The 26,904-nt window shown below is 51.9% G+C and carries 24 protein-coding genes and 5 tRNA genes; 13 read left to right on the top strand and 16 right to left on the bottom strand.

Features of this window, described 5'->3' with window-relative positions; translation table 11 throughout:
- The first annotated feature begins 207 nt into the window (after positions 1-207).
- The 13 genes from nrdH to emrB all read left to right on the top strand — a co-directional run bounded on the left by nrdH (position 208) and on the right by emrB (position 13,784).
- On the top strand, positions 208-453 hold the full coding sequence (nrdH, locus tag BZK40_RS04650; protein ID WP_008785607.1) for a glutaredoxin-like protein NrdH: 246 nt from the start codon (positions 208-210) through the stop codon (positions 451-453).
- Positions 450-860 carry a class Ib ribonucleoside-diphosphate reductase assembly flavoprotein NrdI gene (nrdI, locus tag BZK40_RS04645; protein ID WP_003825987.1) on the top strand — a complete coding sequence of 137 codons (411 nt, stop codon included), beginning with the start codon at positions 450-452 and terminating at the stop codon, positions 858-860. Before nrdH ends, nrdI begins: the two co-directional genes overlap by 4 nt.
- A complete protein-coding gene (nrdE, locus tag BZK40_RS04640; protein ID WP_079934233.1) occupies positions 833-2,977 on the top strand; it encodes a class 1b ribonucleoside-diphosphate reductase subunit alpha in 2,145 nt (714 codons plus the stop codon). Before nrdI ends, nrdE begins: the two co-directional genes overlap by 28 nt.
- A gap of 10 nt (positions 2,978-2,987) precedes the next feature.
- Complete coding sequence (gene nrdF / locus BZK40_RS04635; RefSeq protein WP_048215699.1) at positions 2,988-3,947, top strand: class 1b ribonucleoside-diphosphate reductase subunit beta; 960 nt, start codon at positions 2,988-2,990, stop codon at positions 3,945-3,947.
- Between the two features lie 354 nt (positions 3,948-4,301).
- Positions 4,302-5,504, top strand: a complete 1,203-nt coding sequence (proV, locus tag BZK40_RS04625; protein WP_003825980.1) for a glycine betaine/L-proline ABC transporter ATP-binding protein ProV — start codon at positions 4,302-4,304, stop codon at positions 5,502-5,504.
- Positions 5,497-6,561: a glycine betaine/L-proline ABC transporter permease ProW gene (gene proW / locus BZK40_RS04620; protein WP_079934232.1), complete on the top strand. Its 1,065-nt coding sequence runs from the start codon at positions 5,497-5,499 to the stop codon at positions 6,559-6,561. Before proV ends, proW begins: the two co-directional genes overlap by 8 nt.
- 189 nt (positions 6,562-6,750) lie before the next feature.
- A complete protein-coding gene (gene proX / locus BZK40_RS04615) occupies positions 6,751-7,746 on the top strand; it encodes a glycine betaine/L-proline ABC transporter substrate-binding protein ProX (protein ID WP_003825976.1) in 996 nt (331 codons plus the stop codon).
- Between the two features lie 190 nt (positions 7,747-7,936).
- Positions 7,937-9,121 carry an MFS transporter gene (locus BZK40_RS04610; protein ID WP_071445458.1) on the top strand — a complete coding sequence of 395 codons (1,185 nt, stop codon included), beginning with the start codon at positions 7,937-7,939 and terminating at the stop codon, positions 9,119-9,121.
- Positions 9,122-9,243: 122 nt separating this feature from the next.
- Entirely contained in the window at positions 9,244-9,981 is a 738-nt protein-coding gene (locus tag BZK40_RS04605) for an AzlC family ABC transporter permease (RefSeq protein WP_048236632.1), read from the top strand.
- Positions 9,971-10,306 (top strand): L-valine transporter subunit YgaH, encoded by a 336-nt coding sequence (ygaH, locus tag BZK40_RS04600; protein WP_003825969.1) that lies wholly within the window; start codon positions 9,971-9,973, stop codon positions 10,304-10,306. Before BZK40_RS04605 ends, ygaH begins: the two co-directional genes overlap by 11 nt.
- Before the next feature lie 90 nt (positions 10,307-10,396).
- Positions 10,397-10,927 carry a multidrug efflux transporter EmrAB transcriptional repressor EmrR gene (gene emrR, locus BZK40_RS04595; RefSeq protein WP_003037300.1) on the top strand — a complete coding sequence of 177 codons (531 nt, stop codon included), beginning with the start codon at positions 10,397-10,399 and terminating at the stop codon, positions 10,925-10,927.
- Positions 10,928-11,056: 129 nt separating this feature from the next.
- Entirely contained in the window at positions 11,057-12,229 is a 1,173-nt protein-coding gene (gene emrA, locus BZK40_RS04590; RefSeq protein ID WP_003825968.1) for a multidrug efflux MFS transporter periplasmic adaptor subunit EmrA, read from the top strand.
- Positions 12,230-12,245: 16 nt separating this feature from the next.
- Positions 12,246-13,784: a multidrug efflux MFS transporter permease subunit EmrB gene (gene emrB / locus BZK40_RS04585; RefSeq protein ID WP_003825966.1), complete on the top strand. Its 1,539-nt coding sequence runs from the start codon at positions 12,246-12,248 to the stop codon at positions 13,782-13,784.
- 48 nt (positions 13,785-13,832) lie between these two features.
- Here the strand turns inward: emrB and BZK40_RS04580 are convergent, their stop codons facing one another.
- The 16 genes from BZK40_RS04580 to mltB all read right to left on the bottom strand — a co-directional run bounded on the left by BZK40_RS04580 (position 13,833) and on the right by mltB (position 26,684).
- The gene (locus BZK40_RS04580; protein WP_008785614.1) at positions 13,833-15,203 is read right to left on the bottom strand and encodes a carbohydrate porin; all 1,371 of its coding nucleotides are present in this window, start codon (positions 15,201-15,203) and stop codon (positions 13,833-13,835) included.
- Between the two features lie 345 nt (positions 15,204-15,548).
- Positions 15,549-16,064 carry an S-ribosylhomocysteine lyase gene (gene luxS / locus BZK40_RS04575; RefSeq protein ID WP_003037312.1) on the bottom strand — a complete coding sequence of 172 codons (516 nt, stop codon included), beginning with the start codon at positions 16,062-16,064 and terminating at the stop codon, positions 15,549-15,551.
- Positions 16,065-16,213: 149 nt separating this feature from the next.
- Complete coding sequence (gene gshA / locus BZK40_RS04570; RefSeq protein ID WP_032944711.1) at positions 16,214-17,770, bottom strand: glutamate--cysteine ligase; 1,557 nt, start codon at positions 17,768-17,770, stop codon at positions 16,214-16,216.
- A 77-nt stretch (positions 17,771-17,847) separates the two neighbouring features.
- On the bottom strand, positions 17,848-18,276 hold the full coding sequence (locus tag BZK40_RS04565) for a YqaA family protein (RefSeq protein WP_003825961.1): 429 nt from the start codon (positions 18,274-18,276) through the stop codon (positions 17,848-17,850).
- Positions 18,273-18,839: a fructose-1-phosphate/6-phosphogluconate phosphatase gene (yqaB, locus tag BZK40_RS04560; RefSeq protein WP_008785616.1), complete on the bottom strand. Its 567-nt coding sequence runs from the start codon at positions 18,837-18,839 to the stop codon at positions 18,273-18,275. The genes BZK40_RS04565 and yqaB overlap by 4 nt, the downstream gene beginning before the upstream one ends.
- 121 nt (positions 18,840-18,960) lie before the next feature.
- Positions 18,961-19,037 (bottom strand) — tRNA-Arg (locus tag BZK40_RS04555).
- Between the two features lie 171 nt (positions 19,038-19,208).
- Positions 19,209-19,285: transfer RNA gene (locus BZK40_RS04550), tRNA-Arg, on the bottom strand.
- 60 nt (positions 19,286-19,345) lie between these two features.
- Positions 19,346-19,422 (bottom strand) — tRNA-Arg (locus tag BZK40_RS04545).
- A gap of 60 nt (positions 19,423-19,482) precedes the next feature.
- Positions 19,483-19,559 (bottom strand) — tRNA-Arg (locus tag BZK40_RS04540).
- A gap of 3 nt (positions 19,560-19,562) precedes the next feature.
- Positions 19,563-19,655: transfer RNA gene (locus tag BZK40_RS04535), tRNA-Ser, on the bottom strand.
- A gap of 336 nt (positions 19,656-19,991) precedes the next feature.
- Positions 19,992-20,177, bottom strand: a complete 186-nt coding sequence (csrA, locus tag BZK40_RS04530; RefSeq protein ID WP_000906486.1) for a carbon storage regulator CsrA — start codon at positions 20,175-20,177, stop codon at positions 19,992-19,994.
- A gap of 238 nt (positions 20,178-20,415) precedes the next feature.
- The gene (gene alaS / locus BZK40_RS04525) at positions 20,416-23,043 is read right to left on the bottom strand and encodes an alanine--tRNA ligase (RefSeq protein ID WP_008785617.1); all 2,628 of its coding nucleotides are present in this window, start codon (positions 23,041-23,043) and stop codon (positions 20,416-20,418) included.
- Positions 23,044-23,171: 128 nt separating this feature from the next.
- The gene (recX, locus tag BZK40_RS04520; protein ID WP_008785618.1) at positions 23,172-23,672 is read right to left on the bottom strand and encodes a recombination regulator RecX; all 501 of its coding nucleotides are present in this window, start codon (positions 23,670-23,672) and stop codon (positions 23,172-23,174) included.
- Between the two features lie 86 nt (positions 23,673-23,758).
- Positions 23,759-24,823: a recombinase RecA gene (gene recA / locus BZK40_RS04515; protein ID WP_057068120.1), complete on the bottom strand. Its 1,065-nt coding sequence runs from the start codon at positions 24,821-24,823 to the stop codon at positions 23,759-23,761.
- A gap of 92 nt (positions 24,824-24,915) precedes the next feature.
- Positions 24,916-25,413 (bottom strand): nicotinamide-nucleotide amidase, encoded by a 498-nt coding sequence (gene pncC, locus BZK40_RS04510; protein ID WP_048225249.1) that lies wholly within the window; start codon positions 25,411-25,413, stop codon positions 24,916-24,918.
- 191 nt (positions 25,414-25,604) lie between these two features.
- Positions 25,605-26,684, bottom strand: a complete 1,080-nt coding sequence (gene mltB / locus BZK40_RS04505; protein ID WP_003037336.1) for a lytic murein transglycosylase B — start codon at positions 26,682-26,684, stop codon at positions 25,605-25,607.
- Positions 26,685-26,904: the final 220 nt, after the last annotated feature.

Raw genomic sequence — 26,904 nt, 5'->3', positions numbered from 1 at the left:
GCGACGCGTCGCCATCCGGCAACCTGCGATGGTACATACAACTTCCCCCGCCACGCTCATCACCCCGCTCATCATCAATCTAAAATTCCCATATCTTGTATGGTTGAATCTTTTTAAAACTACATCTAGTATCTTTCCTATCAGGACACACACAACCCGATGCCCTTCATCGCGCCGATCCTTTATTTTTAAATGGAAATACGAATCATGCGTATTATTATTTACACTCGCAATAACTGTGTTCAGTGCCACGCCACCAAACGGGCAATGGAAAGCCGTGGTTTTGACTTTGAGATGGTAAACGTCGATTCACAACCCGATTTGGCTGATAGCCTGCGCGATCAAGGGTTTCGCCAGCTACCTGTCGTGGTCGCGGGTGAAACCAGTTGGTCAGGGTTTCGCCCGGACATGATCAACCGTCTGCATCCGGAACACCGTGTGGCCAGCGCATGAGTCAGCTCGTCTACTTCTCCAGCAGCTCCGAAAATACGCACCGCTTTATGCAGCGTCTGGGGCTGCCAGCCATCCGCATTCCGCTTAACGAACGCGAGCGGATCCGGGTAGACGAACCTTACATATTAATCGTGCCGTCCTACGGCGGCGGCGGCACTGCTGGCGCGGTCCCAAGACAGGTGATCCGCTTTTTAAACGATACGCACAACCGGGCGTTAATCCGTGGAGTGATCGCCTCCGGCAATCGTAATTTCGGTGACGCCTACGGTCGCGCGGGTGATGTCATCTCACAAAAATGCGGCGTGCCGTGGCTCTATCGCTTTGAGCTGATGGGCACCCAAAGCGATATCGACAACGTTCGAAAAGGAGTGAGCGAATTTTGGCAACGACAACCGCAGAACGTGTAATGCAGCCAACGCTGGATTATCACGCCCTGAACGCCATGCTGAATCTGTACGATAAAGCCGGGCGCATTCAGTTCGACAAAGACCATCAGGCGGTGGAGGCCTTCTTTGCCACCCACGTCCGCCCAAACTCGGTGGCGTTTGCCAGCCAGCAGGAGCGCCTGGAAACGTTGGTGGATGAAGGCTATTACGATGCCAGCGTGTTAGCCCGCTACGATCGCGCGTTCGTGCTGAAGCTATTCGATCACGCCCACGCCAGCGGATTCCGTTTCCAGACGTTCCTCGGCGCATGGAAGTTCTACACCAGCTATACGCTGAAAACGTTCGACGGTAAGCGCTATCTCGAAGACTTTGAGGATCGGGTCACGATGGTGGCGCTCACGCTGGCGCAGGGCGATGAAGCGCTCGCGATGCAGCTGACCGATGAAATGCTCTCCGGGCGCTTTCAGCCCGCCACACCAACCTTTTTAAACTGCGGCAAACAGCAACGCGGTGAGCTGGTCTCCTGCTTCCTGTTGCGTATTGAAGACAACATGGAGTCTATTGGTCGGGCAGTCAACTCCGCACTTCAGCTCTCCAAACGCGGCGGCGGCGTGGCATTTTTGCTCTCCAACCTGCGCGAGGCAGGTGCGCCCATTAAGCGTATTGAGAACCAGTCATCTGGGGTGATACCGGTAATGAAAATGCTGGAAGATGCGTTTTCTTATGCGAATCAACTCGGGGCACGTCAGGGTGCGGGGGCGGTGTATCTGCACGCACACCATCCGGATATTTTACGTTTTCTCGATACCAAGCGCGAAAACGCCGACGAGAAAATCCGCATCAAAACGCTCTCGCTTGGCGTGGTGATCCCGGATGTTACCTTTCAACTGGCGAAAGAAAATGCCCGAATGGCGCTGTTCTCACCGTATGACGTGGAACGGATTTACGGCAAACCTTTCGGTGATATCGCCGTGAGTGAGCGGTATGACGAACTGGTTGCCGACGAACGTGTACGCAAAAAATTCATTAACGCCCGCGATTTCTTCCAGCGGCTGGCCGAGATCCAGTTTGAGTCTGGCTATCCTTACATCATGTTTGAAGATACGGTGAATCGCGCCAATCCGATTGCAGGTCGGATCAATATGAGCAACCTGTGCTCGGAGATTTTGCAGGTTAACAGTGCCTCCACCTACGATGAAAATCTCAATTACGCGCAGACCGGGCACGATATTTCCTGCAATCTCGGCTCGTTAAACATTGCCCATACCATGGATTCACCCGATTTTGGTCGTACCGTGGAAACGGCGGTTCGTGGCTTAACCGCCGTTTCGGACATGAGCCATATCCGCAGCGTGCCCTCGATTGAGGCCGGAAACGGCGCGTCGCACGCGATTGGTCTTGGGCAGATGAATCTGCACGGGTATCTGGCGCGGGAAGGGATCGCCTACGGTTCGCCGGAAGGGCTGGATTTCACCAATCTCTATTTCTATACCATCACCTGGCATGCGCTGAATACGTCAATGAAGATCGCCCGCGAGCGCGGTCAAACCTTTGCCGGATTCAAACAGTCGCGCTACGCCAGCGGCGAATATTTTAACCAGTATCTGCAGGGCGACTGGCAGCCAAAAACCGACAAGGTTCGCACGCTGTTTGCCGCCAGCGGCATTACGCTGCCGACGCGCGAGATGTGGTCACAGCTGCGTGAAGATGTGATGCGCTACGGCATTTATAACCAGAATTTACAGGCGATTCCCCCCACTGGTTCTATCTCTTACATCAATCATGCCACGTCAAGCATTCACCCGATCGTGTCGAAAGTGGAGATTCGCAAAGAGGGCAAAACCGGGCGCGTTTACTACCCTGCCCCGTTTATGACCAATGAGAATTTGGCCTTGTATCAGGATGCCTACGAGATTGGTCCACAAAAAATCATTGATACCTACGCAGAAGCAACGCGCCATGTCGATCAGGGGCTTTCACTGACGCTCTTTTTCCCCGATACCGCCACCACGCGCGATATCAATAAAGCGCAGATTTACGCCTGGCGTAAGGGCATCAAATCCCTGTACTACATCCGACTACGCCAGCTGGCGCTGGAAGGCACCGAAATCGAAGGCTGCGTGTCATGCGCGCTGTAAGGAGGAGAAAATGACATTATCCCGCGTGAGCGCCATCAACTGGAACAAGATTGAGGATGATAAAGATCTTGAGGTATGGAACCGTCTGACCAGTAACTTCTGGCTCCCGGAAAAGGTCCCGCTCTCCAATGACATTCCGGCCTGGCAAACGTTGAACGCCGCCGAACAGCAGCTAACAATCCGCGTTTTTACCGGGCTGACGCTGCTCGACACCATTCAGAATGTTGCCGGAGCACCAGCGTTAATGGCTGATTCGTTAACGCCGCATGAAGAGGCGGTGCTGTCGAATATCAGCTTTATGGAGGCGGTGCACGCCCGTTCATACAGCTCTATATTCTCTACCCTTTGCCAGACCAAAGACGTGGATGCTGCCTACGCCTGGAGTGAAGAAAATACCCCACTCCAGCGCAAAGCGCAGATCGTTTTGACACATTACGCCAGCGACGAACCGCTGAAGAAAAAAATAGCCAGCGTGTTTCTGGAATCCTTCCTGTTCTATTCTGGCTTCTGGTTGCCAATGTATTTTTCCAGCCGCGGCAAATTGACCAATACCGCCGATCTCATTCGTCTGATCATTCGTGATGAAGCGGTTCATGGGTATTACATTGGTTATAAATATCAAAAAGGTCTGGAGCATATTTCCGAATCCGCACGCGAGGAGTTAAAGAATTTTGCCTTTGACCTGCTGATGGAATTGTATGATAACGAAGCGCGTTATACTGAAGAGTTGTATGCAGAAACCGGCTGGGTGGATGACGTCAAAGCCTTCCTTTGTTACAACGCCAATAAGGCATTAATGAATTTGGGATATGAGGCGCTATTCCCGCCTGAAATGGCGGAGGTTAACCCGGCAATCCTTGCCGCACTGTCGCCCAACGCTGACGAAAACCACGATTTCTTCTCGGGTTCCGGCTCATCTTATGTGATGGGAAAAGCGGTCGAAACCGAAGATGACGACTGGAATTTCTAGCACTCATTTTCACGGAAAATACCGTACATTTTTCGCGGAAATATTTTAACAGGATCACACTTTTGTCGTGCAAATATAATTGTGTGATCTACACTCAATATCAGCCGCATTATTCGCCTGCATTCCAGCAATTCAGGCGATTTTTCATTGCCATTTACAAAAAATATTAACCCGTTCACATTCGCGCTCAGCCCTTATATCACGGGAAGTCCCGCCACTTGGCCTTTGGCAATATTCATGCCACAACCAAATTCAGGGTTGTCTCAGATTCTCAGTATGTTAGGGTAGAAAAAGGTCACTATTTCCATCAGGTAATATATCGATATAAACAAATAACAGGAATCATTCTATTGCATGGCAATTAAATTAGAAGTTAAAAATCTCTATAAGATATTTGGAGAGCATCCCCAGAGAGCCTTCAAATATATTGAAAAAGGACTTTCAAAAGAGCAGATTCTGGATAAAACGGGGCTATCGCTTGGCGTTAAGAACGCCAGTCTGGCCATTGAAGAAGGCGAGATATTTGTCATCATGGGATTATCCGGTTCGGGTAAATCCACAATGGTACGCCTTCTCAATCGCCTGATTGAACCCACCCGCGGGCAGGTATTGATTGACGGCGTAGACATCGCCCGGATATCCGATGCTGAGCTTCGCGAGGTGCGCAGAAAAAAGATTGCGATGGTGTTCCAGTCCTTTGCCCTGATGCCGCACATGACGGTTCTCGACAATACGGCATTCGGCATGGAATTAGCCGGTGTTGGTGCGGATGAACGTCGTGAAAAAGCGTTAGATGCGCTGCGCCAGGTTGGTCTGGAGAATTATGCTCACGGCTACCCGGATGAACTTTCCGGGGGGATGCGCCAGCGTGTAGGCCTCGCCCGCGCATTAGCCATTAACCCTGACATCTTATTAATGGATGAGGCCTTCTCAGCCCTCGATCCATTAATTCGTACTGAGATGCAGGATGAACTGGTAAAACTACAGGCGAAGCATCAACGTACCGTGGTCTTTATATCGCATGACCTCGACGAAGCCATGCGTATTGGCGACAGAATTGCCATTATGCAAAACGGTGAAGTGGTCCAGGTCGGCACGCCAGATGAAATCCTGAATAATCCGGCCAATGATTATGTACGCACCTTCTTCCGTGGTGTCGATATTAGCCAGGTCTTTAGCGCGAAAGATATTTCACGCCGTAGTCCCGAAGGTTTGATTCGTAAAAACCCCGGGGTGGGTCCACGTTCTGCGCTGCAATTATTGCAGGACAAAGATCGCGAATATGGTTACGTGATCGAACGCGGCAATAAATTCGTTGGCGTTGTCTCTATCGACTCATTAAAAACAGCGTTAAGTCAGGCGCAAGGTATTGAAGCGGCATTGATCGATGAGCCGTTAGCCGTAGATGCACAAACCCCTCTCAGCGAGTTGCTTTCTCATGTCGGTCAGGCCCCGTGCGCGGTGCCGGTTGTAGATGAGGAACAGCAGTATGTGGGCGTCATTTCAAAACGCATGCTGTTACAGGCTTTAGATCGTGAGGGGGTAAACAATGGCTGATCAAACTAATCCGTGGGACACCACACCAGCGGCCGATAGTGCCACACAAAATGCTGATGCCTGGAGTACGCCATCAGGCGCACCCACTGACGGTGGTGGCGCGGACTGGCTGACCAGCGCACCCGCGCCGGCACCAGAGCATTTCAATATTATGGATCCGTTCCATAAAACGCTGATCCCGCTGGACAGTTGGGTCACAGAGGGGATCGACTGGGTCGTTACCCATTTCCGTCCGGTCTTCCAGGGCATTCGTGTCCCGGTGGATTACATTCTCAACGGCTTTCAACAGCTGCTGTTAGGTATGCCAGCCCCGGTAGCGATTATCCTGTTCGCGCTGATTGCCTGGCAGATTTCCGGCGTGGGGATGGGCGTTGCGACGCTGATTTCCTTGATTGCTATCGGTGCCATCGGCGCGTGGTCGCAGGCCATGATAACCCTGGCGCTGGTGTTGACCGCGTTGTTGTTCTGCGTGGTGATCGGTCTGCCGATGGGGATCTGGTTGGCGCGCAGTCCACGGGCAGCAAAAATTGTTCGCCCGCTGCTGGACGCCATGCAAACCACACCCGCGTTTGTCTATCTGGTGCCAATTGTCATGCTGTTCGGTATTGGTAACGTCCCGGGCGTAGTGGTGACGATTATCTTCGCCCTGCCGCCAATCGTGCGTCTGACTATTCTGGGGATTAACCAGGTGCCAGCCGATCTGATTGAAGCCTCGCGCTCGTTTGGCGCCAGCCCGCGTCAGATGCTGTTTAAAGTGCAGCTCCCGCTGGCAATGCCCACCATTATGGCTGGGGTTAACCAGACGCTGATGCTGGCGCTCTCAATGGTCGTCATCGCGTCGATGATTGCCGTCGGCGGACTGGGCCAGATGGTTCTACGCGGAATCGGTCGTCTGGATATGGGGCTTGCCACCGTCGGCGGGGTTGGGATTGTGATCCTCGCTATCATTCTCGACCGCCTGACGCAGGCCGTCGGTCGCGACTCGCGTAGTCGTGGCAACCGTCGCTGGTACACCACCGGTCCCATTGGGCTTATCACTCGCCCTTTCACGAAGTAATTCACCCGTTGCCCGGTGGCGCTGTGCTTACCGGGCCTACAATTCATTAACTTACACAAAATCATTCAAGTTGCATCGCAGCGGCAAACGAATGTATCCCCAGGAGCGTACAAGTAGTACGTGACTGGAGTGCATGAGTGCAGCCAACAAAGAGGCAGCTTGAAGGATGAAGTGTAATAAGGAACAACGATGCGACAGAAAGTAATTATTGCCACAGCGTTTGCCACCCTTGTCTCCACCAGCACTTTCGCTGCCGACCTGCCGGGCAAAGGCATCACCGTACAGCCAATCCAGAGCACTATCTCTGAAGAATCCTTCCAGACGCAGTTAGTCGCCCGTGCGCTGGAGAAACTGGGTTACACCGTTAACAAAACCAGCGAAGTTGACTACAACGTCGGCTATACCTCCATTGCCTCTGGCGATGCAACTTTTACCGCCGTGAACTGGCAGCCGCTGCATGATGATATGTACGCCGCTGCGGGCGGAGACAAAAAGTTTTATCGCGAGGGGGTATTCGTTACGGGTGCCGCACAGGGTTATCTGATCGACAAGAAAACCGCTGAGCAGTATAAAATCACCAATATCGCCCAGTTAAAAGATCCGAAGATCGCCAAAATCTTTGACACCAACGGTGACGGAAAAGCCGATATGATGGGCTGTTCACCGGGCTGGGGCTGTGAAGCAGTAATCAACCACCAGAACAAAGCTTTCGATCTGGAAAAAACCGTCGAGGTCAGCCACGGTAACTATGCGGCGATGATGGCCGACACCATTACCCGCTTCAAAGAAGGTAAACCCATTCTTTACTACACCTGGACACCGTACTGGGTGAGCGACGTAATGAAACCTGGTAAAGATGTGGTCTGGCTGCAGGTGCCGTTCTCTTCCCTGCCAGGCGAGCAGAAAGATATTGATACCAAACTGCCAAACGGCGCCAACTACGGCTTCCCGGTGAACACTATGCATATTGTCGCCAATAAAGCCTGGGCGGAGAAAAACCCGGCTGCGGCGAAACTGTTTGCCATCATGAAGCTGCCGCTGGCGGATATCAACGCGCAGAACGCAATGATGCACGACGGGAAAGCGTCTGAAGCCGACGTACAGGGTCACGTTGACGGCTGGATCAAAGCCCACCAGCAGCAGTTTGACGGCTGGGTGAACGAAGCGCTGGCCGCGCAGAAATAACCCACTCGCAGGCCTGATGAGTGTAGCGCCATCAGGCCTGTAACCGCATAAATGCCGGATGGTGGCGCGATGCACCTAATCCGGCCTATCCTCCTTCCCCCAATCGCACAATCCATCACTCAACAAATCAGCAACATTTAATCACTTCCGTTATGATTGTTTTCTGCAACCCATTACTCAGTTGAAAACAATGACGAAAACTACTCAGGGACTTAGCCCTTCGCTGATCCTGTTAATGTCTATTGCCACCGGCCTCGCCGTCGCCAGTAACTATTATGCGCAGCCGCTGCTCGACACCATCGCGCGCAACTTTTCGCTATCTGCCAGTACTGCAGGGTTTATCGTCACTGCGGCCCAGCTCGGCTACGCTGCCGGCCTGCTGTTCTTAGTGCCGCTCGGCGATATGTTTGAACGTCGGATGCTGATTGTCTCCATGACGTTGCTCGCGGCTGGCGGCATGCTGATCACCGCCAGCAGCCAGTCGCTGGGTATGCTGATTCTCGGTACTGCCCTGACCGGACTGTTCTCGGTAGTGGCACAGATTTTGGTTCCGCTGGCGGCAACGCTTGCCACACCGGATAAGCGCGGGAAGGTTGTCGGCACGATTATGAGCGGCCTGCTGCTGGGTATTCTGCTGGCGCGCACCGTGGCGGGATTACTGGCGAATCTTGGCGGCTGGCGCACCGTATTTTGGGTCGCATCAGTATTAATGGCGCTGATGGCGGTTGCTCTGTGGCGCGGCCTGCCGAAGATGAAATCCGATACTCATCTTAACTATCCTCAGCTGTTAGGCTCGGTATTCAGCCTGTTTATTCACGATAAATTGCTGCGTACCCGCGCGATGCTGGGCTGCCTGACTTTTGCCAATTTCAGTATCCTGTGGACCTCGATGGCGTTTTTGCTCGCCGCGCCGCCGTTTAACTATTCGGAAGGAATGATTGGTCTGTTCGGTCTGGCGGGTGCCGCAGGGGCATTAGGCGCACGTCCGGCGGGCGGTTTTGCCGATAAAGGTAAATCCCACCTGACCACAACCATTGGGCTGCTATTACTGCTGCTCTCCTGGCTTGCTATTTGGCTTGGGCACGCTTCCGTCCCCATGCTGATTATCGGTATTCTGGTGTTGGACCTCACCGTTCAGGGAGTACACATCACCAACCAGACGGTTATCTATCGCATTCATCCGGATGCGCGTAATCGCCTGACCGCCGGATACATGACCAGCTATTTTATTGGCGGAGCGGCAGGTTCGCTAATTTCAGCCTCTGCCTGGCAGCATGCCGGGTGGGCTGGCGTTTGTCTGGCGGGTACGACCGTTGCCGTACTCAACCTGGTGGTCTGGTGGCGAGGTTTTCACCGTCAGGAAGCCGTAAATTAAGCGTATAGCGCATGTTTACCGCTGATTGGGCTCCACAGGGTGTTAAGGAGCCCATCAGTCTGCTAAGGTTATAACTCATTGAACCAAGTTATATTAATTTCGGTAATGAAACCTATAACCCTATGGAAAGCCCTGTACCCCAGTCTGAATCCTGTTCGGCAACGTTAACGGAAGGATTCAAAGACAGCCTGCCAATAGTCATCAGCTATATTCCGGTCGCTTTTGCATTTGGTCTCAATGCCACTCGCCTTGGCTTTACGCCGATTGAAAGCGTCTTTTTCTCCTGCATTATCTATGCGGGAGCCAGCCAGTTTGTCATTACCACCATGCTCGCTGCGGGCAGTTCGCTGTGGGTCGCCGCCCTTACCGTCATGGCCATGGATGTCCGCCATGTTTTGTACGGCCCTTCCCTGCGCAGCCGAATAGCCCAGCGACTGAGTAAACCCAAAAGTGCACTGTGGGCTTTTGGCCTTACCGATGAAGTCTTTGCCGCTGCAACGGCAAAACTGGTCCGGGATAATCGGCGCTGGAGTGAAAACTGGATGATCGGCATCGCACTGTGCTCCTGGGCCTCCTGGGTGTTTGGTACGGTGATCGGCGCGTTTTCCGGCAGTGGTTTACTCAAGGATTACCCGGCGGTTGAAGCGGCACTGGGATTCATGCTCCCGGCGCTGTTTATGAGCTTCCTGCTCGCGTCATTCCAACGTAAACAAGCGCTCTGCGTGACTGCCTCCCTGGCTGGGGCGCTGGCTGGCGTCATGCTGTTTTCCATACCTGCCGCTATCCTTGCAGGTATTGTCTGCGGATGCCTGACGGCGCTCATCCAGTCATTTTGGCAGGGAGGTCCTGATGAGCTATGAGGTTCTGCTACTTGGCCTGTTGGTCGGCTGCGTTAATTACTGTTTTCGCTATTTGCCACTCCGTCTTGGGGTAGGCAATGTTCGCCCGACGAAGCGCGGCGCGACGGGCATACTACTCGACACTATTGGCATTGCATCTATTTGCGCCCTGCTGGTGGTGTCTACCGCACCAGAAGTTATGCACGACGCTCGTCGGTTCGTGCCTACGCTGGTGGGGTTTGTCATACTGGGCGCAAGCTTCTATAAGACCCGCAGCATCATCATTCCAACGTTACTGAGTGCTCTGGGCTATGGATTAGCCTGGAAAATGCTTGTTGGCTTATAGATAAAAACAATCATTTTAAAGAAATAATACATTTACTTTATTTGTCACTGTCGTTACTATATCGGCTGAAATTAATGAGGTTATACCCAAATGGATAGTTCGTTTACGCCCATTGAACAAATGCTAAAATTTCGCGCCAGCCGCTACGAAGAGTTCCCTTATCAGGAAGTGCTTCTGACTCGCCTCTGTATGCACATGCAGGGTAAGTTGCTGGAAAACCGCAATAAGATGCTGAAAGCTCAAGGGATTAACGAGACATTGTTTATGGCGTTGATTACGCTGGAGTCTCAGGAAAACCACAGTATTCAGCCTTCTGAACTGAGTTGCGCGCTTGGCTCGTCACGCACTAACGCTACCCGCATTGCGGATGAGTTAGAAAAACGTGGCTGGATCGAACGTCGCGAAAGCGATAACGATCGCCGCTGTCTGCATCTGCAATTGACCGAGAAAGGCCATGCATTTTTGCAAGAGGTGTTACCGCCTCAGCATAACTGCCTGCATCAGCTCTGGTCATCTCTTAGCACCACCGAAAAAGATCAGCTTGAGCAAATTACCCGTAAACTTCTGACCCGTCTTGATCAGATGGAGCAGGATGGCGCGGTGTTAGAAGCGCTGCGCTAACGCGCCGACTCGCTCAGAAATCCAGATTTATAAATGAAAAAACCGACAGGCCAGCACGCATACTGCTGGCCTGTCTGATAAACAGGTCGGCTCAGCCGATGTGAAAAAAATAAGATCGTGGAGAACAACATGAGCGCAAATGCGGAGACTCAAACCCCGCAGCAACCGGTCAAGAAGAATGGCAAACGTAAAAGTATGCTGCTCCTTCTGACCTTGCTCTTTATTATCATTGCCGTGGCATATGGGATTTATTGGTTTTTAGTACTTCGTCATGTCGAAGAGACAGACGATGCGTACGTGGCAGGGAACCAGGTTCAAATCATGGCTCAGGTATCAGGCAGCGTGACGAAAGTCTGGGCTGATAACACTGACTTTGTAAAACAAGGCGATGTGCTGGTCACCCTCGACCAGACAGACGCAAAGCAGGCATTTGAAAAAGCCAAAACTGCGCTGGCTTCCAGCGTGCGTCAGACGCACCAGTTGATGATCAACAGCAAGCAGTTACAGGCAAGCATTGAAGTGCAGAAAACCGCACTGGCGCAGGCACAAAGCGACTTTAATCGCCGAGTCCCGCTGGGCAATGCCAACCTGATTGGCCGCGAAGAGCTGCAACACGCTCGTGATGCCGTCGCCAGCGCTCAGGCCCAGCTTGATGTCGCGATCCAACAATATAATGCTAACCAGGCGATGATTCTGGGTAGCAAGCTGGAAGATCAACCCGCTGTGCAACAGGCTGCCACCGAAGTGCGCAATGCCTGGCTGGCGCTGGAACGTACCAGAATTGTCAGCCCAATGACCGGTTATGTATCCCGTCGCGCCGTACAGCCTGGTGCGCAAATTAGCCCAACCACGCCGCTGATGGCGGTTGTTCCGGCCACTAACCTGTGGGTAGATGCCAACTTCAAAGAAACACAGCTCGCGCACATGCGTATCGGCCAACCGGCGACCGTTATCAGCGATATTTACGGCGATGACGTAAAATATACCGGTAAAGTTGTCGGTCTCGATATGGGTACGGGCAGCGCTTTCTCCCTGCTGCCAGCGCAGAACGCAACCGGCAACTGGATCAAAGTCGTCCAGCGTCTGCCGGTACGTATCGAACTGGATGCGCAGCAACTGGCACAGCATCCATTACGTATTGGTTTGTCTACGCTGGTTACGGTAGATACCTCAAATCGTGACGGACAAATTCTGGCAAGCCAGGTTCGTACCACGCCGGTATCAGAAAGTAATGCACGTGAAATCAACCTTGCTCCGGTCAATAAGATGATCGAAGAGATCGTGCGGGCCAACGCGGGCTAATTCAAAGGTGCGTGTGATGCAACAGCAAAAACCGCTGGAAGGCGCGCAGCTCGTCATTATGACGATCGCGCTGTCCCTGGCGACATTCATGCAGGTGCTGGACTCCACCATTGCTAACGTGGCGATCCCCACTATCGCCGGGAACCTCGGCTCTTCACTGAGCCAGGGGACCTGGGTGATCACCTCATTCGGGGTGGCGAACGCTATCTCTATTCCGATCACCGGCTGGCTGGCAAAACGCTTTGGCGAAGTAAGACTCTTTATGTGGTCAACTATCGCCTTCGTCATTGCGTCATGGGCATGCGGGATGTCCACCAGCCTGAACATGCTGATTTTCTTCCGCGTAATCCAGGGTATTGTCGCCGGTCCATTAATTCCGCTGTCACAGAGCCTGTTGCTGAATAACTATCCACCCGCCAAGCGTTCCATCGCCCTCGCGCTATGGTCGATGACGGTGATTGTTGCCCCGATATGTGGTCCTATTCTTGGGGGCTATATCAGCGACAACTATCACTGGGGCTGGATATTTTTTATCAACGTGCCAATCGGGGCTGTGGTGGTATTGATGACCCTGCAAACCCTTCGCGGTCGGGAAACCAAAACCGAGCAGCGGCGCATTGACGCCATTGGTCTGGCACTGCTGGTTATCGGTATCGGCAGTTTGCAGATTATGCTCGACCGCGGCAAAGAGCTGGACTGGTTCGCCTCGCAGGAGATTATCATCCTGACGGTGGTCGCCGTTGTCGCTATCAGCTTCCTGATCGTCTGGGAGCTTACCGACGAGCACCCCATTGTCGATCTCTCGCTGTTTAAGTCGCGCAACTTTACCATCGGCTGTCTGTGTATCAGTCTGGCCTATATGCTCTACTTCGGCGCAATCGTCCTGCTGCCGCAGCTGTTGCAGGAGGTATACGGCTATACAGCAACCTGGGCTGGTCTGGCGTCAGCGCCGGTTGGGGTGATTCCGGTGATCCTGTCTCCGATTATCGGCCGCTTCGCGCACAAGCTGGATATGCGTCGGCTGGTAACGTTCAGTTTTATTATGTACGCCGTCTGTTTCTACTGGCGTGCGTGGACGTTCGAGCCGGGTATGGACTTTGGCGCATCGGCCTGGCCGCAGTTTATTCAGGGGTTCGCGGTAGCCTGCTTCTTTATGCCGCTAACCACCATTACGTTGTCCGGCTTACCGCCAGAGCGTCTGGCGGCGGCATCCAGCTTGTCGAACTTTACGCGAACGCTGGCAGGTTCCATCGGTACATCGATTACGACGACAATGTGGACAAACCGCGAGTCGCTGCACCATGCTCAGCTAACGGAATCTGTTAACCCCTACAACCCAAATGCACAGGCTATGTACGATAAGCTGCAAGATTTAGGGATGACGCACCAGCAGGCTTCAGGTTGGATAGCTCAGCAGATCACCAATCAGGGGCTGATTATTTCCGCTAACGAAATCTTCTGGATGTCGGCGGGGATCTTCCTGGTCCTGCTTGGCCTGGTGTGGTTCGCCAAACCGCCCTTCGGTGCGGGCGGCGGCGGCGGTGGCGCACACTAACTATCTGATAAAAGGGATCTGCGGATCCCTTTTTTATTAGACCTACAATCAGAAGTAATATTTGAATCTCAGACGCCCGCCGTAACGCGCATCTTCGCTGTTATCACCATTATTCGGATTGGCCTCTACCCATGAAGCATAGGCACCTAGGTAGATGTTAAAGTTTTTCATATCCATCACATTGGGGAATAAATATGAGGCATGAATAGTGTGAATGTCATAATTGCCGGGATCGGTGATCCAGCAATCGTCCTCACAAACGGCATCGATATTGGTAGCATTGAAGGCTTCGATTTTGTTATGCGCATAGATATAACCCAGTTCAAATCGATGCCACAACGCATTCACCCCTGCGGTAAAATCTGTCTCATCGGTCGCATCCATATAGGCGGTATTCAGGTTAATCACCGCGCCATCTTCCGGGTCCGTTTTTTGACCATTCCAGGTCATGGTAAAACCATAGCCCGTACGATCTGACTGATCGATCCACGTCCCATTTTGGTAATAACCGTAGGCGTTGTTAACGACGTTACTTTCCATCGCTATCGCCGTTGAAAAACGCCCATTTTGCCAGGCGATAACCGGACGGACGTAAGCCACGTTTTTATCGTTGGTTAAATCCATTCCGTGGTACTGCTTCTCGGTATATAACGTACTGCCATTTTCCAGCAATGTGTTAACTTCGAAATACCAGTTGTCGATGGTTTTGCTCAGCAGGAAGTTACCCCCGCTGTCGCTACGTCCCCGTCCTTCTTTCATCATATAGATATAGCCGTAACCGTCACTGTAGAGATCGTTCGCTGTATTCCCCGAATATTCAACAAACGTATCCTGATTCAGCGGGAACATATCGTAGGCTTCAAAACGACCAACCTTAATTTTCCAGTCATTCTCACGACCAAAGAAGAAAACGGCATCATCGAGGTTCATTTTTCCGGTCAGGTCCGCCAGAGGCTGTACCGAGAACCCTGCAAAATTACCGTTGTCCCGCCGCTGGTAGCCATCAAAGCCCAGTAACAGGCGTCCGTTAATATCCCAGCGTTCATTGGTTCCTGGTGCCCAATCTTTATTCGCTGATGTTCTCGTCGATGTCAGGCTACCGGAACGGCTTGCCGCATCCATATTAAATTCGACATCGCCATAGAACTTAATATCGCTGAAGCCAGATAATGTCAGCTTAGGCGGAGTTTCACCTGCTGCAATCGGCTCGGCAGACTGGACATTCACCGTCGGCGTAGCGGCGACCTGCTGCTGCTTCAGCGAGCGAATTTGCGCCTCAGCATCGGATGCCCGTTTTTCGGCATTAACAACACGTTGCTCCAGTTCAGCCAGACGCTGCTCAATAGTGATATTATTTGCTGCCCAAAGGTTATGAGAAAAGCAAGCACCGATCATCAGCGCCAAATATTTAGCCTTCATTTTCATCCCTAAAGTTTAATGTATACCAGATAAGATTTGATAAAAACCCTATCTACCGGCTATTAAAAGAGTCTTGTTATTACCCGGATATCTGGCGCATTCCATTATGTTTTTCTATTAATTATTTATGTTTTTTAGTTTATGTGATCAATACACTCTGGCATCATTATTTATCCACCTCTTTCTGTTTACCAGATCACATTTTATTATTTAACAGGTCAAGCATCACTTAAATTAAAATGTATTCTCGCCGCAAATATAATAAACGCACATTATATTAAGCAATAAAAAACCCCGGACATAAACCGGGGTTAATTTAAATACTGGAACAGCTAATCAATAAGACTAAATATGCAGTTCCTGCAGTTTCTCTTTCGGTAGCGCCAGCTCTTCATTGCTGTTCACGCGTACATCACGCTCCAGAATATGACGCGCGATATCCTGTGCTTCGCTAAGAGAGTGCATCTGATACGTACCGCACTGGTAAACGTTCAGCTCCGGGATCTGGTTCTGATCCTGTACTTTCAGCACGTCCGCCATTGCCGCTTTCCACGCGTCGGCTACGCGCTGTTCGTCCGGCGTACCAATCAGGCTCATGTAGAAGCCGGTACGGCATCCCATCGGAGAGATATCGATAATCTCAACGCCGTTACCGTTAAGGTGGTTACGCATAAAACCTGCAAACAGGTGTTCCAGCGTATGGATACCTTTCTCAGGCATCACTTCTTTGTTCGGAATGCAGAAACGCAGATCAAACACGGTGATTGCGTCGCCATGCGGGGTGTTCATCGTTTTTGCAACCCGGACCGCGGGAGCTTCCATCCGGGTGTGATCGACAGTAAAACTATCTAACAACGGCATTTAGCCACCTCCGATAAATTTTTTAAAAATAATCTGAACTCTTTGTTCCGGGGCGAGTCTGAGTATATGAAAGACGCGCATTTGTTATCATCATCCCTGTTTTCAGAGATGAAATTTTGGCCACTCCCGAGTGGCCTTTTTCTTTTGTATCAAGCGTGCTTTTCCAGCCACACGCTAAACGGCTCAGTATCAGCCGCTTCGATCTCCTGCTGACGACGCTTTGAAGCCTCGGTTTCAGCAATAAATTCAGCTTCCTGCACTATTTCTAACGGCTCTTCACGCAGCAGATTTCGGTAAGCCTCACCCAACGCTTTGCCCGTGCCGCCAATGCCTTCATCAATCATAGACCGTAGGATCCGGGCAGAGAAAGTCAGTTCAGGATTGTCAAAACAGGCAACCAGTTCATCACAGACCTTCTGATACTCCTCTCCCCCATCGATGCTGTCCAGCGTTTGTGCCACTCGTTTCAGATCGCGGAACAAATCTTTCCCAACCTTCGGCAGCGGGAACTGGGCTGTTTCACAGCCAATACCTAACGTCAGCCCAGGCTTACGCCCTTCGAGAATCACGCGATTCCAGTTTTTACGCGTACACAGCAATTCATCGCTGCTCATTTCCGGGGCATCAGCCAGCGCACACCAGACCATAAACAGATCGAGGAAGCGCACCTGCTGCTCGTCCACGCCGATAGGCGAGAACGGGTTGATATCCAGCGAGCGTACTTCGATGTACTCGATACCGCCACGCAGAAGCGCATCTGATGGCGTTTCTCCACGACGAGTGACGCGTTTCGGGCGAATAGGCGCATACAGCTCATTTTCAATCTGCAGAACATTGCTGTTAATTTGCAGACGCTTACCGTCTTTCTCCAGACCGATCGCCGCGTACTCCTCGGAAGGCGTCTTAATCGCGCGCTTTAATCCTGCCACATACTCATGCAAATCGTTAAACGTAATTCCGAGATTGCTTTGCGACTTATTGGTATAGCCCAAATCACTCAGACGCAGCGACGTTGCGTACGGCAGGTAATACATCCCACAGTCGGTTTTTTCAAACGGCAGAGTTGTCGGTTTTCCTTGCAGGAATGAGGAACAAATGGCCGGAGAGGCACCAAACAAATACGGGATCACCCAACCAAAACGGTAGTAGTTGCGGATCAGACGGAAGTAGCCCGCGGAGATCTTCTCTTTAGCATCCTCACCTTCGGTTACACCGCATTTCGCCTGCCAGAAAGCCATAGGCAGCGAGAAGTTGTAGTGTACGCCCGAGATTGTCTGCATCAACGCGCCATAGCGGTTTTTGAGGCCTTCACGGTACAGCGTCTTCAGGCGACCGGTATTCGACGTACCATACTGCGCCAGTTCGATATCCTGACCTTCGGCAATATAGCAAGGCATGCTCAACGGCCACATACGCTCGTCGCCAAGGTTTCTGGCGGTATAACGATGTAAGTCGCGCATGAACGTGAGCATTTTCTCAATGTCATCACCGGGTGGAGTAATGAACTCCAGCAATGCTTCGGCAAAGTCAGTGGTTATCCACTTATGCGTTAGCGCTGAGCCTAACACCTCAGGATGGCCTGTCGTTGCTAATGACCCATCTGCATTAACACGCAGCGTTTCGCGCTCCAGACCACGTTGAATCCCCTTTAACGCCTGAGGATGGTTTTCCAGCCAGGCCAGCGCCTGTGATACGTCCGGGATCAAATTGACCTCCCGCCTGTCAAAATCGTTTTAATTAGCATAATGGTATTGGTTACCCTGAAGGCTATCCCACAACACAATTAGTGCCACCACATAATGCCTTGTGTCGTAACCGCTGCGACAACAACATAGCGCAGCGCCTTGCCAAGGCATAAGAAAAAGAGAACTGGGCCCCACGAGATGCGCATCCACCCGGCTAACAGGCACAGCAAATCCCCCACAACCGGCATCCAGCTTAATAATAGTGTGACAGCGCCATAGCGCCGCAACCAGCCTGTGGCTTTTTCTTGCCAGCGCGATGTTTTACGCAATGGAAAGAAACGCCCAAGGATAACGTTAGTTAACCCTCCAAGGCTATTACCCATTGTTGCTGTTAAGACTAAGACCCAGGGATGACTGACCCCGGAAACCAACAAAGCAACCAGAACAACTTCAGAATTGCCGGGTAATAGCGTGGCACTGAGAAAACTGCTGGCAAACAGTGACAGGAGCGACAGTCCATCACTCACAATAACCGGACATCCACGGCATCCATTCCCGCGGCATGCGCCGCCTGTATTCCAAAATCGGCATCTTCAAACACGACGCAGCGAGCCGGAACAACCCCCATACGTTCGGCACAAAGCAAAAACGTATCAGGAGCCGGTTTATGGTGTTGTACGTGATCGGCTGCGACTACAGCATCAAAATAGTGACGCAGACCAAGGTGAGCGAGCAGCGCTTCTGCAATTGCGCTTTCACTACCCGTACCTACCGACATAGGACGACGACCATGCCAGGCTTTCACGACATCAACCAACGGCAAAGGCTGGACGCTATCCAGCAGCATGCTTCTCACCTTGTCGGTTTTTTCACGTGCCAGTGCATGAGGATCAAGATCGGCATGGTTCAATTCAATTACCGACTGCGCAATACGCCACGTTGGGGAACCATTGAGAGCGACCATGGCATGTTCATCAAACCGTAGTCCATAATGCCCCAATACCTCATGCCACGCCTTACGATGCGTAGGCTCGGTATCCAGGATGGTACCATCCATATCAAAAATCAAACCCGCATAACGTTCGTACATCGTCTTCTCACAAGCCGAGTGACCAGACGTTATTTTATCGTAATTGATTGATTTTGTCGCTGACAGCGAATTGAGGGGTGTTCAGAGAGTATGTGGAAATGATTTAGAGGGAGGGACAAGATGGTGCATCCGGGAGGATTCGAACCTCCGACCGCTCGGTTCGTAGCCGAGTACTCTATCCAGCTGAGCTACGGATGCATCGGGAATTGCTGATTACTACTGATACTGCGAAGAAGATGGTGCATCCGGGAGGATTACTCGGCTGCGCCTCGCCCTGCGGGCCGTTGCTGAAGCAACGTTATCCTCCCTGGTGCTCGCGATTATCTCGCAGACCATGAAACAACAGTTTTGCTGTTATCTCGGAGAATATGGTGCATCCGGGAGGATTCGAACCTCCGACCGCTCGGTTCGTAGCCGAGTACTCTATCCAGCTGAGCTACGGATGCATCGGAAAACTTGCTTTACTGCCGATATTGATATCGTGATAAGCGATATCAAGTAAGAGATGGTGCATCCGGGAGGATTCGAACCTCCGACCGCTCGGTTCGTAGCCGAGTACTCTATCCAGCTGAGCTACGGATGCATCAGGGAAACTTACTTTACTGCAGATTTGATGGCACTGCTAAAGCGCTATCAAGTAATATGGTGCATCCGGGAGGATTCGAACCTCCGACCGCTCGGTTCGTAGCCGAGTACTCTATCCAGCTGAGCTACGGATGCAAATGGCGGTGAGGCGGGGATTCGAACCCCGGATGCAGCTTTTGACCGCATACTCCCTTAGCAGGGGAGCGCCTTCAGCCTCTCGGCCACCTCACCAACACGCCTCTTGCGAGTGCTTCGAAGAACTTGTTTCTGCTCATCGTCGCTGCGTGGCGCACATATTACTTTCTGGGACTTATAAGTCAAACAATTTTTCCAGAGCTTTTATCGTTTGCACATTTCACGCGCAATTAGTCTGCAAAAACGGCAAAAAGAGTGTTTTATCAACAGATAAATTGGCAATTTTCTGAAGGAGTGAACAAACGGAAACTTCGCAGGAAAAGGCATTACGCGCAGTGGAATCGAAAAAATGGGGAAGACGAAGAAGAAAAGAGAAGAAAAAGAGTAACTCAATCAGGTTGCGCCTCACCAGAAAGGTGAGACGCGAAAACCTTAGTAACTGGACTGCTGGGATTTTTCAGCCTGGATACGCTGGTAGATCTCTTCACGATGGACAGAAACTTCTTTCGGGGCGTTTACGCCAATGCGCACCTGGTTGCCCTTCACCCCTAAAACTGTCACGGTGACCTCATCGCCTATCATGAGGGTCTCACCAACTCGACGAGTCAGAATCAGCATTCTTTGCTCCTTGAAAGATTAAAAGAGTCGGGTCTCTCTGTATCCCGGCATTATCCATCATATAACGCCAAAAAGTAAGCGATGACAAACACCTAAGTGTAAGCAGTCACGGCATCACATTCTGTTAAACCTAAGTTTAGCCGATATACACAACTTCAACCTGACTTTATCGTTGTCGATAGCGTTGATTCAAACGCTGCGGATTGAAGTCCGCAGCGTCGACTTACGCTTATAATTATTACAGTTTTGCGCTGACCCAGCCTTTCACACTGGCTAACGCTGCAGGCAGAGCCGCTGCATCCGTACCACCGGCTTGCGCCATGTCCGGACGACCGCCACCCTTACCGCCGACCTGCTGAGCGACCATTCCAACCAGTTCCCCTGCTTTCACGCGATCTGTCACGTCCTTAGACACACCCGCAATCAGAGAAACCTTACCTTCCACTACCGTTGCCAGAACGATAACGGTAGACCCCAGTTGATTTTTCAGATCATCAACCATGGTACGCAACATTTTCGGCTCAACGTCCGCGAGTTCGCTGACCAGCAGCTTCACGCCGTTGATATCAACCGCTTTGCTGGAAAGATTTGCACTCTCCTGCGCCGCAGCCTGTTCCTTCAATTGCTGCAATTCTTTTTCCAGTTGACGAGTACGCTCCAGCACGGAACGAACTTTGTCACCGATATTCTGGCTATCGCCTTTCAGCAGCTGCGCAACATCGCTTAAGCGATCGCTCTCAGCATGCACGGTTTGGATAGCACCTTCACCGGTTACGGCTTCAATACGACGAACGCCTGCCGCAGTACCTGACTCGGACACAATGCGGAACAGACCGATATCACCCGTACGGCTGGCGTGAGTACCGCCACACAATTCGGTAGAGAAATCACCCATGCTCAGAACGCGCACATGGTCGTCATATTTCTCGCCAAACAGTGCCATTGCGCCTTTGGCTTTTGCCGCTTCGAGATCCATGATGTTCGTTTCAATCGGCAAGTTGCGACGGATTTGCGCGTTCACCAGATCTTCAACGGCACGGATTTCAGCAGGCTTCATTGCTTCGGTATGAGAGAAGTCGAAGCGCAGCAGTTTATCGTTAACCAACGAACCTTTCTGTGCCACATGTGTGCCCAGAACCTGGCGCAGCGCTGCGTGCATCAGGTGCGTTGCGGAGTGGTTCAAACGAATACGCGCACGACGGGCTTCATCCACATCAGCCTGTACCGCATCACCAATTTTCAGAGAACCCGCAGACAGCTTGCCAATGTGACCAATGGCCTGGCCATATTTCTGCGTGTCGCTAACGGCAAACGCGAAGCCTGCGCCTTTCAGCTCACCCTTGTCGCCAACCTGACCACCAGATTCCGCATAGAACGGCGTCTGATCCAGTACGACAACGGCATCCTGACCTGCGTTAATTGCGTCTACCGCTTTACCATCAACAAACAGCGCGGTCACTTTGCCGTTCAGTTCCAGGTGCTCGTAGCCTTTAAATTCAGAGGCGCCATCAACGCGAATCATCGCATTGTAGTCTGCGCCAAAACCGCTGGCTTCACGCGCACGACGGCGCTGTTCTTCCATTGCAGCTTCAAAGCCCGCTTCATCAACCTTAATGTTACGCTCGCGGCAAACGTCTGCCGTCAGGTCAACCGGGAAACCGTAGGTGTCATACAGACGGAATGCGGTTTCGCCATCCAGCGTATCGCCAGACAGTTTTGCCAGTTCTTCGTCCAGCAGCGCCAGACCACGCTCCAGAGTACGCGCAAACTGCTCTTCTTCGGTTTTCAGAACCTGTTCAACCATAACCTGCTGACGCTTCAGTTCTTCACCTGCAGAGCCCATGACGTCCACCAACGGACCAACCAGCTTGTAGAAGAAGGTATCCTTCGCGCCCAGCATGTTGCCATGACGTACCGCGCGACGAATGATACGGCGCAGCACATAGCCACGGTTTTCATTCGACGGCACAACGCCATCGGCAATCAGGAATGCACAGGAACGGATATGGTCGGCGATAACGCGCAGAGACTTGTTGCTCAGATCGGTTGCGCCAGTGACTTTCGCCACGGATTCAATCAGTGAGCGGAACAGGTCGATTTCATAGTTGGAGTTAACGTGTTGCAGCACGGCCGCAATACGCTCCAGACCCATACCGGTATCCACGGACGGTTTCGGCAGCGGTTCCATGGTGCCGTCAGCCTGACGGTTGAACTGCATGAAGACGATGTTCCAGATCTCAATGTAGCGATCCCCATCTTCTTCTGCGCTTCCCGGAGGTCCACCCCAGATATGGTCGCCGTGGTCGTAGAAAATTTCGGTACATGGACCGCAAGGACCGGTATCACCCATCTGCCAGAAGTTGTCTGAAGCATAAGCCGCACCTTTGTTATCACCGATACGGATGATACGTTCGCGCGGAATACCGACTTCTTTTTCCCAGATTTCATAGGCTTCATCGTCAGTTTCATAGACGGTTACCCACAGACGCTCTTTTGGCAGGGCAAACCAGTTTTCACCGGTCAGCAGTTCCCATGCATATTGAATAGCGTCGTGTTTGAAGTAATCGCCGAAGCTGAAGTTGCCCAGCATTTCGAAGAAAGTGTGGTGACGTGCAGTGTAACCGACGTTTTCCAGGTCATTGTGCTTACCGCCCGCACGTACACAACGCTGCGAGGTGGTTGCGCGGGAATAATTACGCTTGTCGAGGCCAAGGAAAACATCCTTGAACTGGTTCATCCCGGCGTTGGTAAACAACAAAGTAGGGTCATTGTTCGGTACCAGGGAGCTGCTGGCAACTACCTGGTGTCCTTTACTATGGAAAAAATCGAGAAACGCCTGACGGATCTCAGCGGTGCTCTTGCTCATAATTATCCTGAAGAAATCAAGCTAACGAAATGTCATTACCAGCATCGGCACGCAAACTGCGCCTCTGGCAATCGAAAAGTGGGAATAAGATAAGTTTTCTTTACTGGGAAGTAAAATCCCGTATGCGGTCAATCGTCAAAATTTCGCCATATTGCCTGAATATCTTCCATCAGATAGCCGCGATAGAGCAAAAAACGCTGGACCTTTATCTTATCTGAAAAATCGACAGGTAAAGGTTCACCGTACTTACGAATGGCCTGCTCGCGTGCAAGCACTGCCCAGTCAATTTCGCACTCACGCATGGCCCGCTCGATAGCTTCACGTGCGATCCCTTTTTGGTTTAATTCCTGGCGCACTCGGGCTGGTCCATAACCTTTGCGGCTACGGCTGGCGATAAACTGCTGCACGAAACGATCATCATCCAGATAACGACTTTCAATACACCAGGCGATGACCTTGTCGTAATCCTCCGGCGTGGCATCAATTTCTTCTGGTCCATTTTTCCCCATCACCGGAGCGGCCAGCTTGCGCCGCAGTTCCTGCTCGCTGTGGTCGCGCATCGCCAGAATGCGTACGGCACGGTCAAGCAGTCGGGAATAAGCAGAACGGCGGGAAGTTGCTTCTGTCATAGTAAGCCTTCAGAAATGAAAAAGGGCTGCATGATATGCAGCCCTTTACTATATGTGATTCACAACATGCGATTCAAAACAGATTATCAGAAATCTTCGTTCGTTTCTTTTACGTCTTCGCCGCTGTCATCAACGGAGAAATCAGGCGTTGAATCCTGGTTATTGAGCAGTAACTCACGTAATTTCTTCTCAATTTCTTTCGCAGTTGACGGGTTTTCTTTCAGCCAGTTGGTCGCATTCGCTTTACCCTGACCGATTTTCTCACCGTTGTAGCTGTACCATGCACCGGCTTTTTCAATCAGCTTCTCTTTCACGCCCAGGTCAACCAGTTCGCCGTAGAAGTTGATGCCTTCACCGTAAAGGATCTGGAATTCAGCCTGTTTGAACGGTGCTGCAATTTTGTTTTTCACAACCTTAACGCGGGTTTCGCTGCCGACCACATTGTCGCCTTCTTTCACCGCGCCAATACGACGGATATCCAGACGAACAGACGCATAGAATTTCAGGGCGTTACCACCGGTGGTGGTTTCCGGGTTACCAAACATAACGCCAATCTTCATACGGATCTGGTTGATGAAAATCAGCAGCGTGTTGGACTGCTTCAGGTTACCGGCCAGCTTACGCATCGCCTGGCTCATCATACGCGCCGCAAGGCCCATGTGAGAGTCGCCAATCTCACCTTCGATTTCTGCCTTCGGCGTCAATGCGGCAACGGAGTCGACAACGATAACGTCAACCGCACCGGAGCGCGCCAGCGCATCACAGATTTCCAGCGCTTGTTCACCGGTATCCGGCTGAGAACACAGCAGGTTGTCGATATCAACGCCAAGCTTACGGGCATAGACCGGATCCAGCGCGTGTTCCGCATCGATAAATGCACAGGTTTTACCTTCACGCTGCGCAGCGGCAATAACCTGCAGGGTCAGCGTTGTTTTACCGGAGGATTCAGGCCCGTAGATTTCGACGATACGGCCCATTGGCAAACCGCCCGCGCCCAATGCGATATCCAGAGAAAGCGAACCGGTGGAGATAGTTTCCACATCCATGGAGCGGTCTTCACCCAGGCGCATGATGGAGCCTTTACCGAATTGCTTTTCGATCTGACCCAGCGCTGCAGCCAACGCTTTCTGTTTGTTTTCGTCGATAGCCATTAATTACTCCTGTCATGCCGCTTTCGGGTTAAACCGCGAAACGTGATAGATAATGTTCTGTTGAGGCAATTATACTGTATGCTCATACAGTATCAAGTATTTTGTAGAAATTGTTGCCACAGGGTTTGTAACGCGTAGACGGTCGCCTGTCGACGTACCGCGTCGCGATCGCCGCTGAAGCATTCCCGACGCGTAATCCCCTCGCCGCTCGCGCTGGCAAAGGCGAACCATACGGTACCCACGGGCTTTTCTTCACTGCCGCCATCCGGCCCGGCAATACCGCTGATCGAGACCGCGAAATGCGCGCGGGCAGCTTTTAGCGCGCCAATCGCCATCTCCACCACTACAGGCTCGCTCACCGCCCCATGCTGGGCCAGCGTCTCTTCGCGCACGCCTATCATCTGTGCTTTGGCTTCGTTGCTGTAGGTCACAAACCCGCGTTCAAACCAGGCGGAGCTTCCGGCAATATCCGTAATCGCTTTGGCCACCCAGCCGCCGGTGCAGGACTCCGCCGTCGTAACGGTCGCCCCACGCGCTTTCAGCGCCAGGCCAACCTGCTCACTTAACTGCATCAGTTCACTGTCGGTCATTTCAGCCTCTGTCAGTTAAAAAATATGCCGGACAAGATAGCACTTTCATAACCAATGTGGGGATGGAGAGAACGTTTTACGAGGGGGATTCCAAAAATTGCTCCGTTGCATTAATAAGACCTGCCGGATGACAATGTCAGGGCATCTTATCCGGCCTACAAGAGATTTCTTCCTGTAGGCCGGTGGAGCGATTACTGCACGCGCGCCAGCGCGACCGCCTGACCCAACTGCCACACGGCCATCGCGTAGTGGGTACTGTGGTTGTAGCGGGTGATGGTGTAGAAGTTCGGCAGCCCATACCAGTATTGATAGCCGGTACCAATATCCAGGCGCAGCAGGCTGGCCTGCTGATGATTACCCAACGACTGCTGTGGTGTCAGACCCGCCGCAGCAAGCTGAGAAATGCTGTACTGGGTTTTAAAGCCGTTCGCCAGCCCAGGTGCCTGACCATTTGCCGGCACCGCGACCGTATCGCCTTTCACCCAGCCGTGGCCCTTGAAGTAATTCGCCACGCTACCGATGGCATCAACCGGATCCCACAGGTTAATGTGGCCATCACCATTAAAATCAACGGCATATTGCTTATAGGAAGACGGCATAAACTGGCCGTAGCCCATCGCGCCGGCAAAAGAACCTTTCAAATCGAGCGGATCGTCGCTTTCATCTCGCGCCATCAGCAGGAAGGTTTCCAGTTCACCAGAGAAGTATTCCGCACGACGAGGATAGTTAAACGACAGCGTCGCCAGCGCATCCAGAATCCGCGTTTTACCCATCACGCGGCCCCAACGCGTTTCAACGCCGATAATGCCAACGATAATTTCCGGCGGAACACCATAGACCTGCCACGCGCGGTTCAGCGCATCTTCATATTGATTCCAGAAGGCCACACCATTTTGCACGTTGTCAGGCGTGATGAACTGTTTGCGGTAGCGCAGCCATGCGCCGTTAGGACCGGCTGGCGGTTGAGTCGTCGGTGCCTGGCGGTCCATCAAACGCAATACCGAGTCCAGACGCTTGGCCTGCGACAGGATCTCCTGCAACTGCTGGCGGTCAAAGCCGTGCTTGTTGACCATTTTTTCGATGAACTGCTGCGCGTTCGGATTATTGGCAAAATCACCGCCCGTTTGCATGACGTTGTGCTGTGGCTCAAGCAGGAAGCCGCCGGATGGCGCACCCGTAGTCGTTTGAGTCTCTGAAGGTTTAGGTTTGCTGCTACAGGCAGCGAGCAGTACGAAAAGGGGGAGTAACGCTACATAACGACGCTTGAACATGAGACATCCATTAAACAAATTCAGCCTGGGAGAAGTATGGTAAAGCATCCTCCGCCATACAAGGAAGCGGTAGTCGCTCTCCTTCACAGAATTTACATCCCCTTTCATCTCTGACCTTCACATTTGCGAGCTTTCACGCAATAACTTTCAAATTAAAATATTTATCTTTCATTTTGAGATCAAAATAACACTTTTATATCTTTCGATCTGATTAAAATTA

Origin of the sequence: Citrobacter portucalensis, from assembly GCF_002042885.1 — a bacterium.
Taxonomy (GTDB): Bacteria; Pseudomonadota; Gammaproteobacteria; order Enterobacterales; family Enterobacteriaceae; genus Citrobacter; species Citrobacter portucalensis.
Note: the sequence above shows the minus strand (reverse complement) of the source record. Positions and strands in the feature narration are given on the sequence as shown.

Excerpts from the sequence above, each read along its gene's own strand:
- nrdH (WP_008785607.1), top strand. The coding sequence starts at position 208 with ATGCGTATTATTATTTACACTCGCAATAACTGTGTTCAGTGCCACGCC.
- nrdI (WP_003825987.1), top strand. The coding sequence starts at position 450 with ATGAGTCAGCTCGTCTACTTCTCCAGCAGCTCCGAAAATACGCACCGC.
- nrdF (WP_048215699.1), top strand. The coding sequence starts at position 2,988 with ATGACATTATCCCGCGTGAGCGCCATCAACTGGAACAAGATTGAGGAT.
- proV (WP_003825980.1), top strand. The coding sequence starts at position 4,302 with ATGGCAATTAAATTAGAAGTTAAAAATCTCTATAAGATATTTGGAGAG.
- proW (WP_079934232.1), top strand. The coding sequence starts at position 5,497 with ATGGCTGATCAAACTAATCCGTGGGACACCACACCAGCGGCCGATAGT.
- proX (WP_003825976.1), top strand. The coding sequence starts at position 6,751 with ATGCGACAGAAAGTAATTATTGCCACAGCGTTTGCCACCCTTGTCTCC.
- BZK40_RS04610 (WP_071445458.1), top strand. The coding sequence starts at position 7,937 with ATGACGAAAACTACTCAGGGACTTAGCCCTTCGCTGATCCTGTTAATG.
- BZK40_RS04605 (WP_048236632.1), top strand. The coding sequence starts at position 9,244 with ATGGAAAGCCCTGTACCCCAGTCTGAATCCTGTTCGGCAACGTTAACG.
- ygaH (WP_003825969.1), top strand. The coding sequence starts at position 9,971 with ATGAGCTATGAGGTTCTGCTACTTGGCCTGTTGGTCGGCTGCGTTAAT.
- emrR (WP_003037300.1), top strand. The coding sequence starts at position 10,397 with ATGGATAGTTCGTTTACGCCCATTGAACAAATGCTAAAATTTCGCGCC.
- emrA (WP_003825968.1), top strand. The coding sequence starts at position 11,057 with ATGAGCGCAAATGCGGAGACTCAAACCCCGCAGCAACCGGTCAAGAAG.
- emrB (WP_003825966.1), top strand. The coding sequence starts at position 12,246 with ATGCAACAGCAAAAACCGCTGGAAGGCGCGCAGCTCGTCATTATGACG.
- BZK40_RS04580 (WP_008785614.1), bottom strand. The coding sequence starts at position 15,203 with ATGAAGGCTAAATATTTGGCGCTGATGATCGGTGCTTGCTTTTCTCAT.
- luxS (WP_003037312.1), bottom strand. The coding sequence starts at position 16,064 with ATGCCGTTGTTAGATAGTTTTACTGTCGATCACACCCGGATGGAAGCT.
- yqaB (WP_008785616.1), bottom strand. The coding sequence starts at position 18,839 with ATGTACGAACGTTATGCGGGTTTGATTTTTGATATGGATGGTACCATC.
- csrA (WP_000906486.1), bottom strand. The coding sequence starts at position 20,177 with ATGCTGATTCTGACTCGTCGAGTTGGTGAGACCCTCATGATAGGCGAT.
- alaS (WP_008785617.1), bottom strand. The coding sequence starts at position 23,043 with ATGAGCAAGAGCACCGCTGAGATCCGTCAGGCGTTTCTCGATTTTTTC.
- recX (WP_008785618.1), bottom strand. The coding sequence starts at position 23,672 with ATGACAGAAGCAACTTCCCGCCGTTCTGCTTATTCCCGACTGCTTGAC.
- recA (WP_057068120.1), bottom strand. The coding sequence starts at position 24,823 with ATGGCTATCGACGAAAACAAACAGAAAGCGTTGGCTGCAGCGCTGGGT.
- pncC (WP_048225249.1), bottom strand. The coding sequence starts at position 25,413 with ATGACCGACAGTGAACTGATGCAGTTAAGTGAGCAGGTTGGCCTGGCG.
- mltB (WP_003037336.1), bottom strand. The coding sequence starts at position 26,684 with ATGTTCAAGCGTCGTTATGTAGCGTTACTCCCCCTTTTCGTACTGCTC.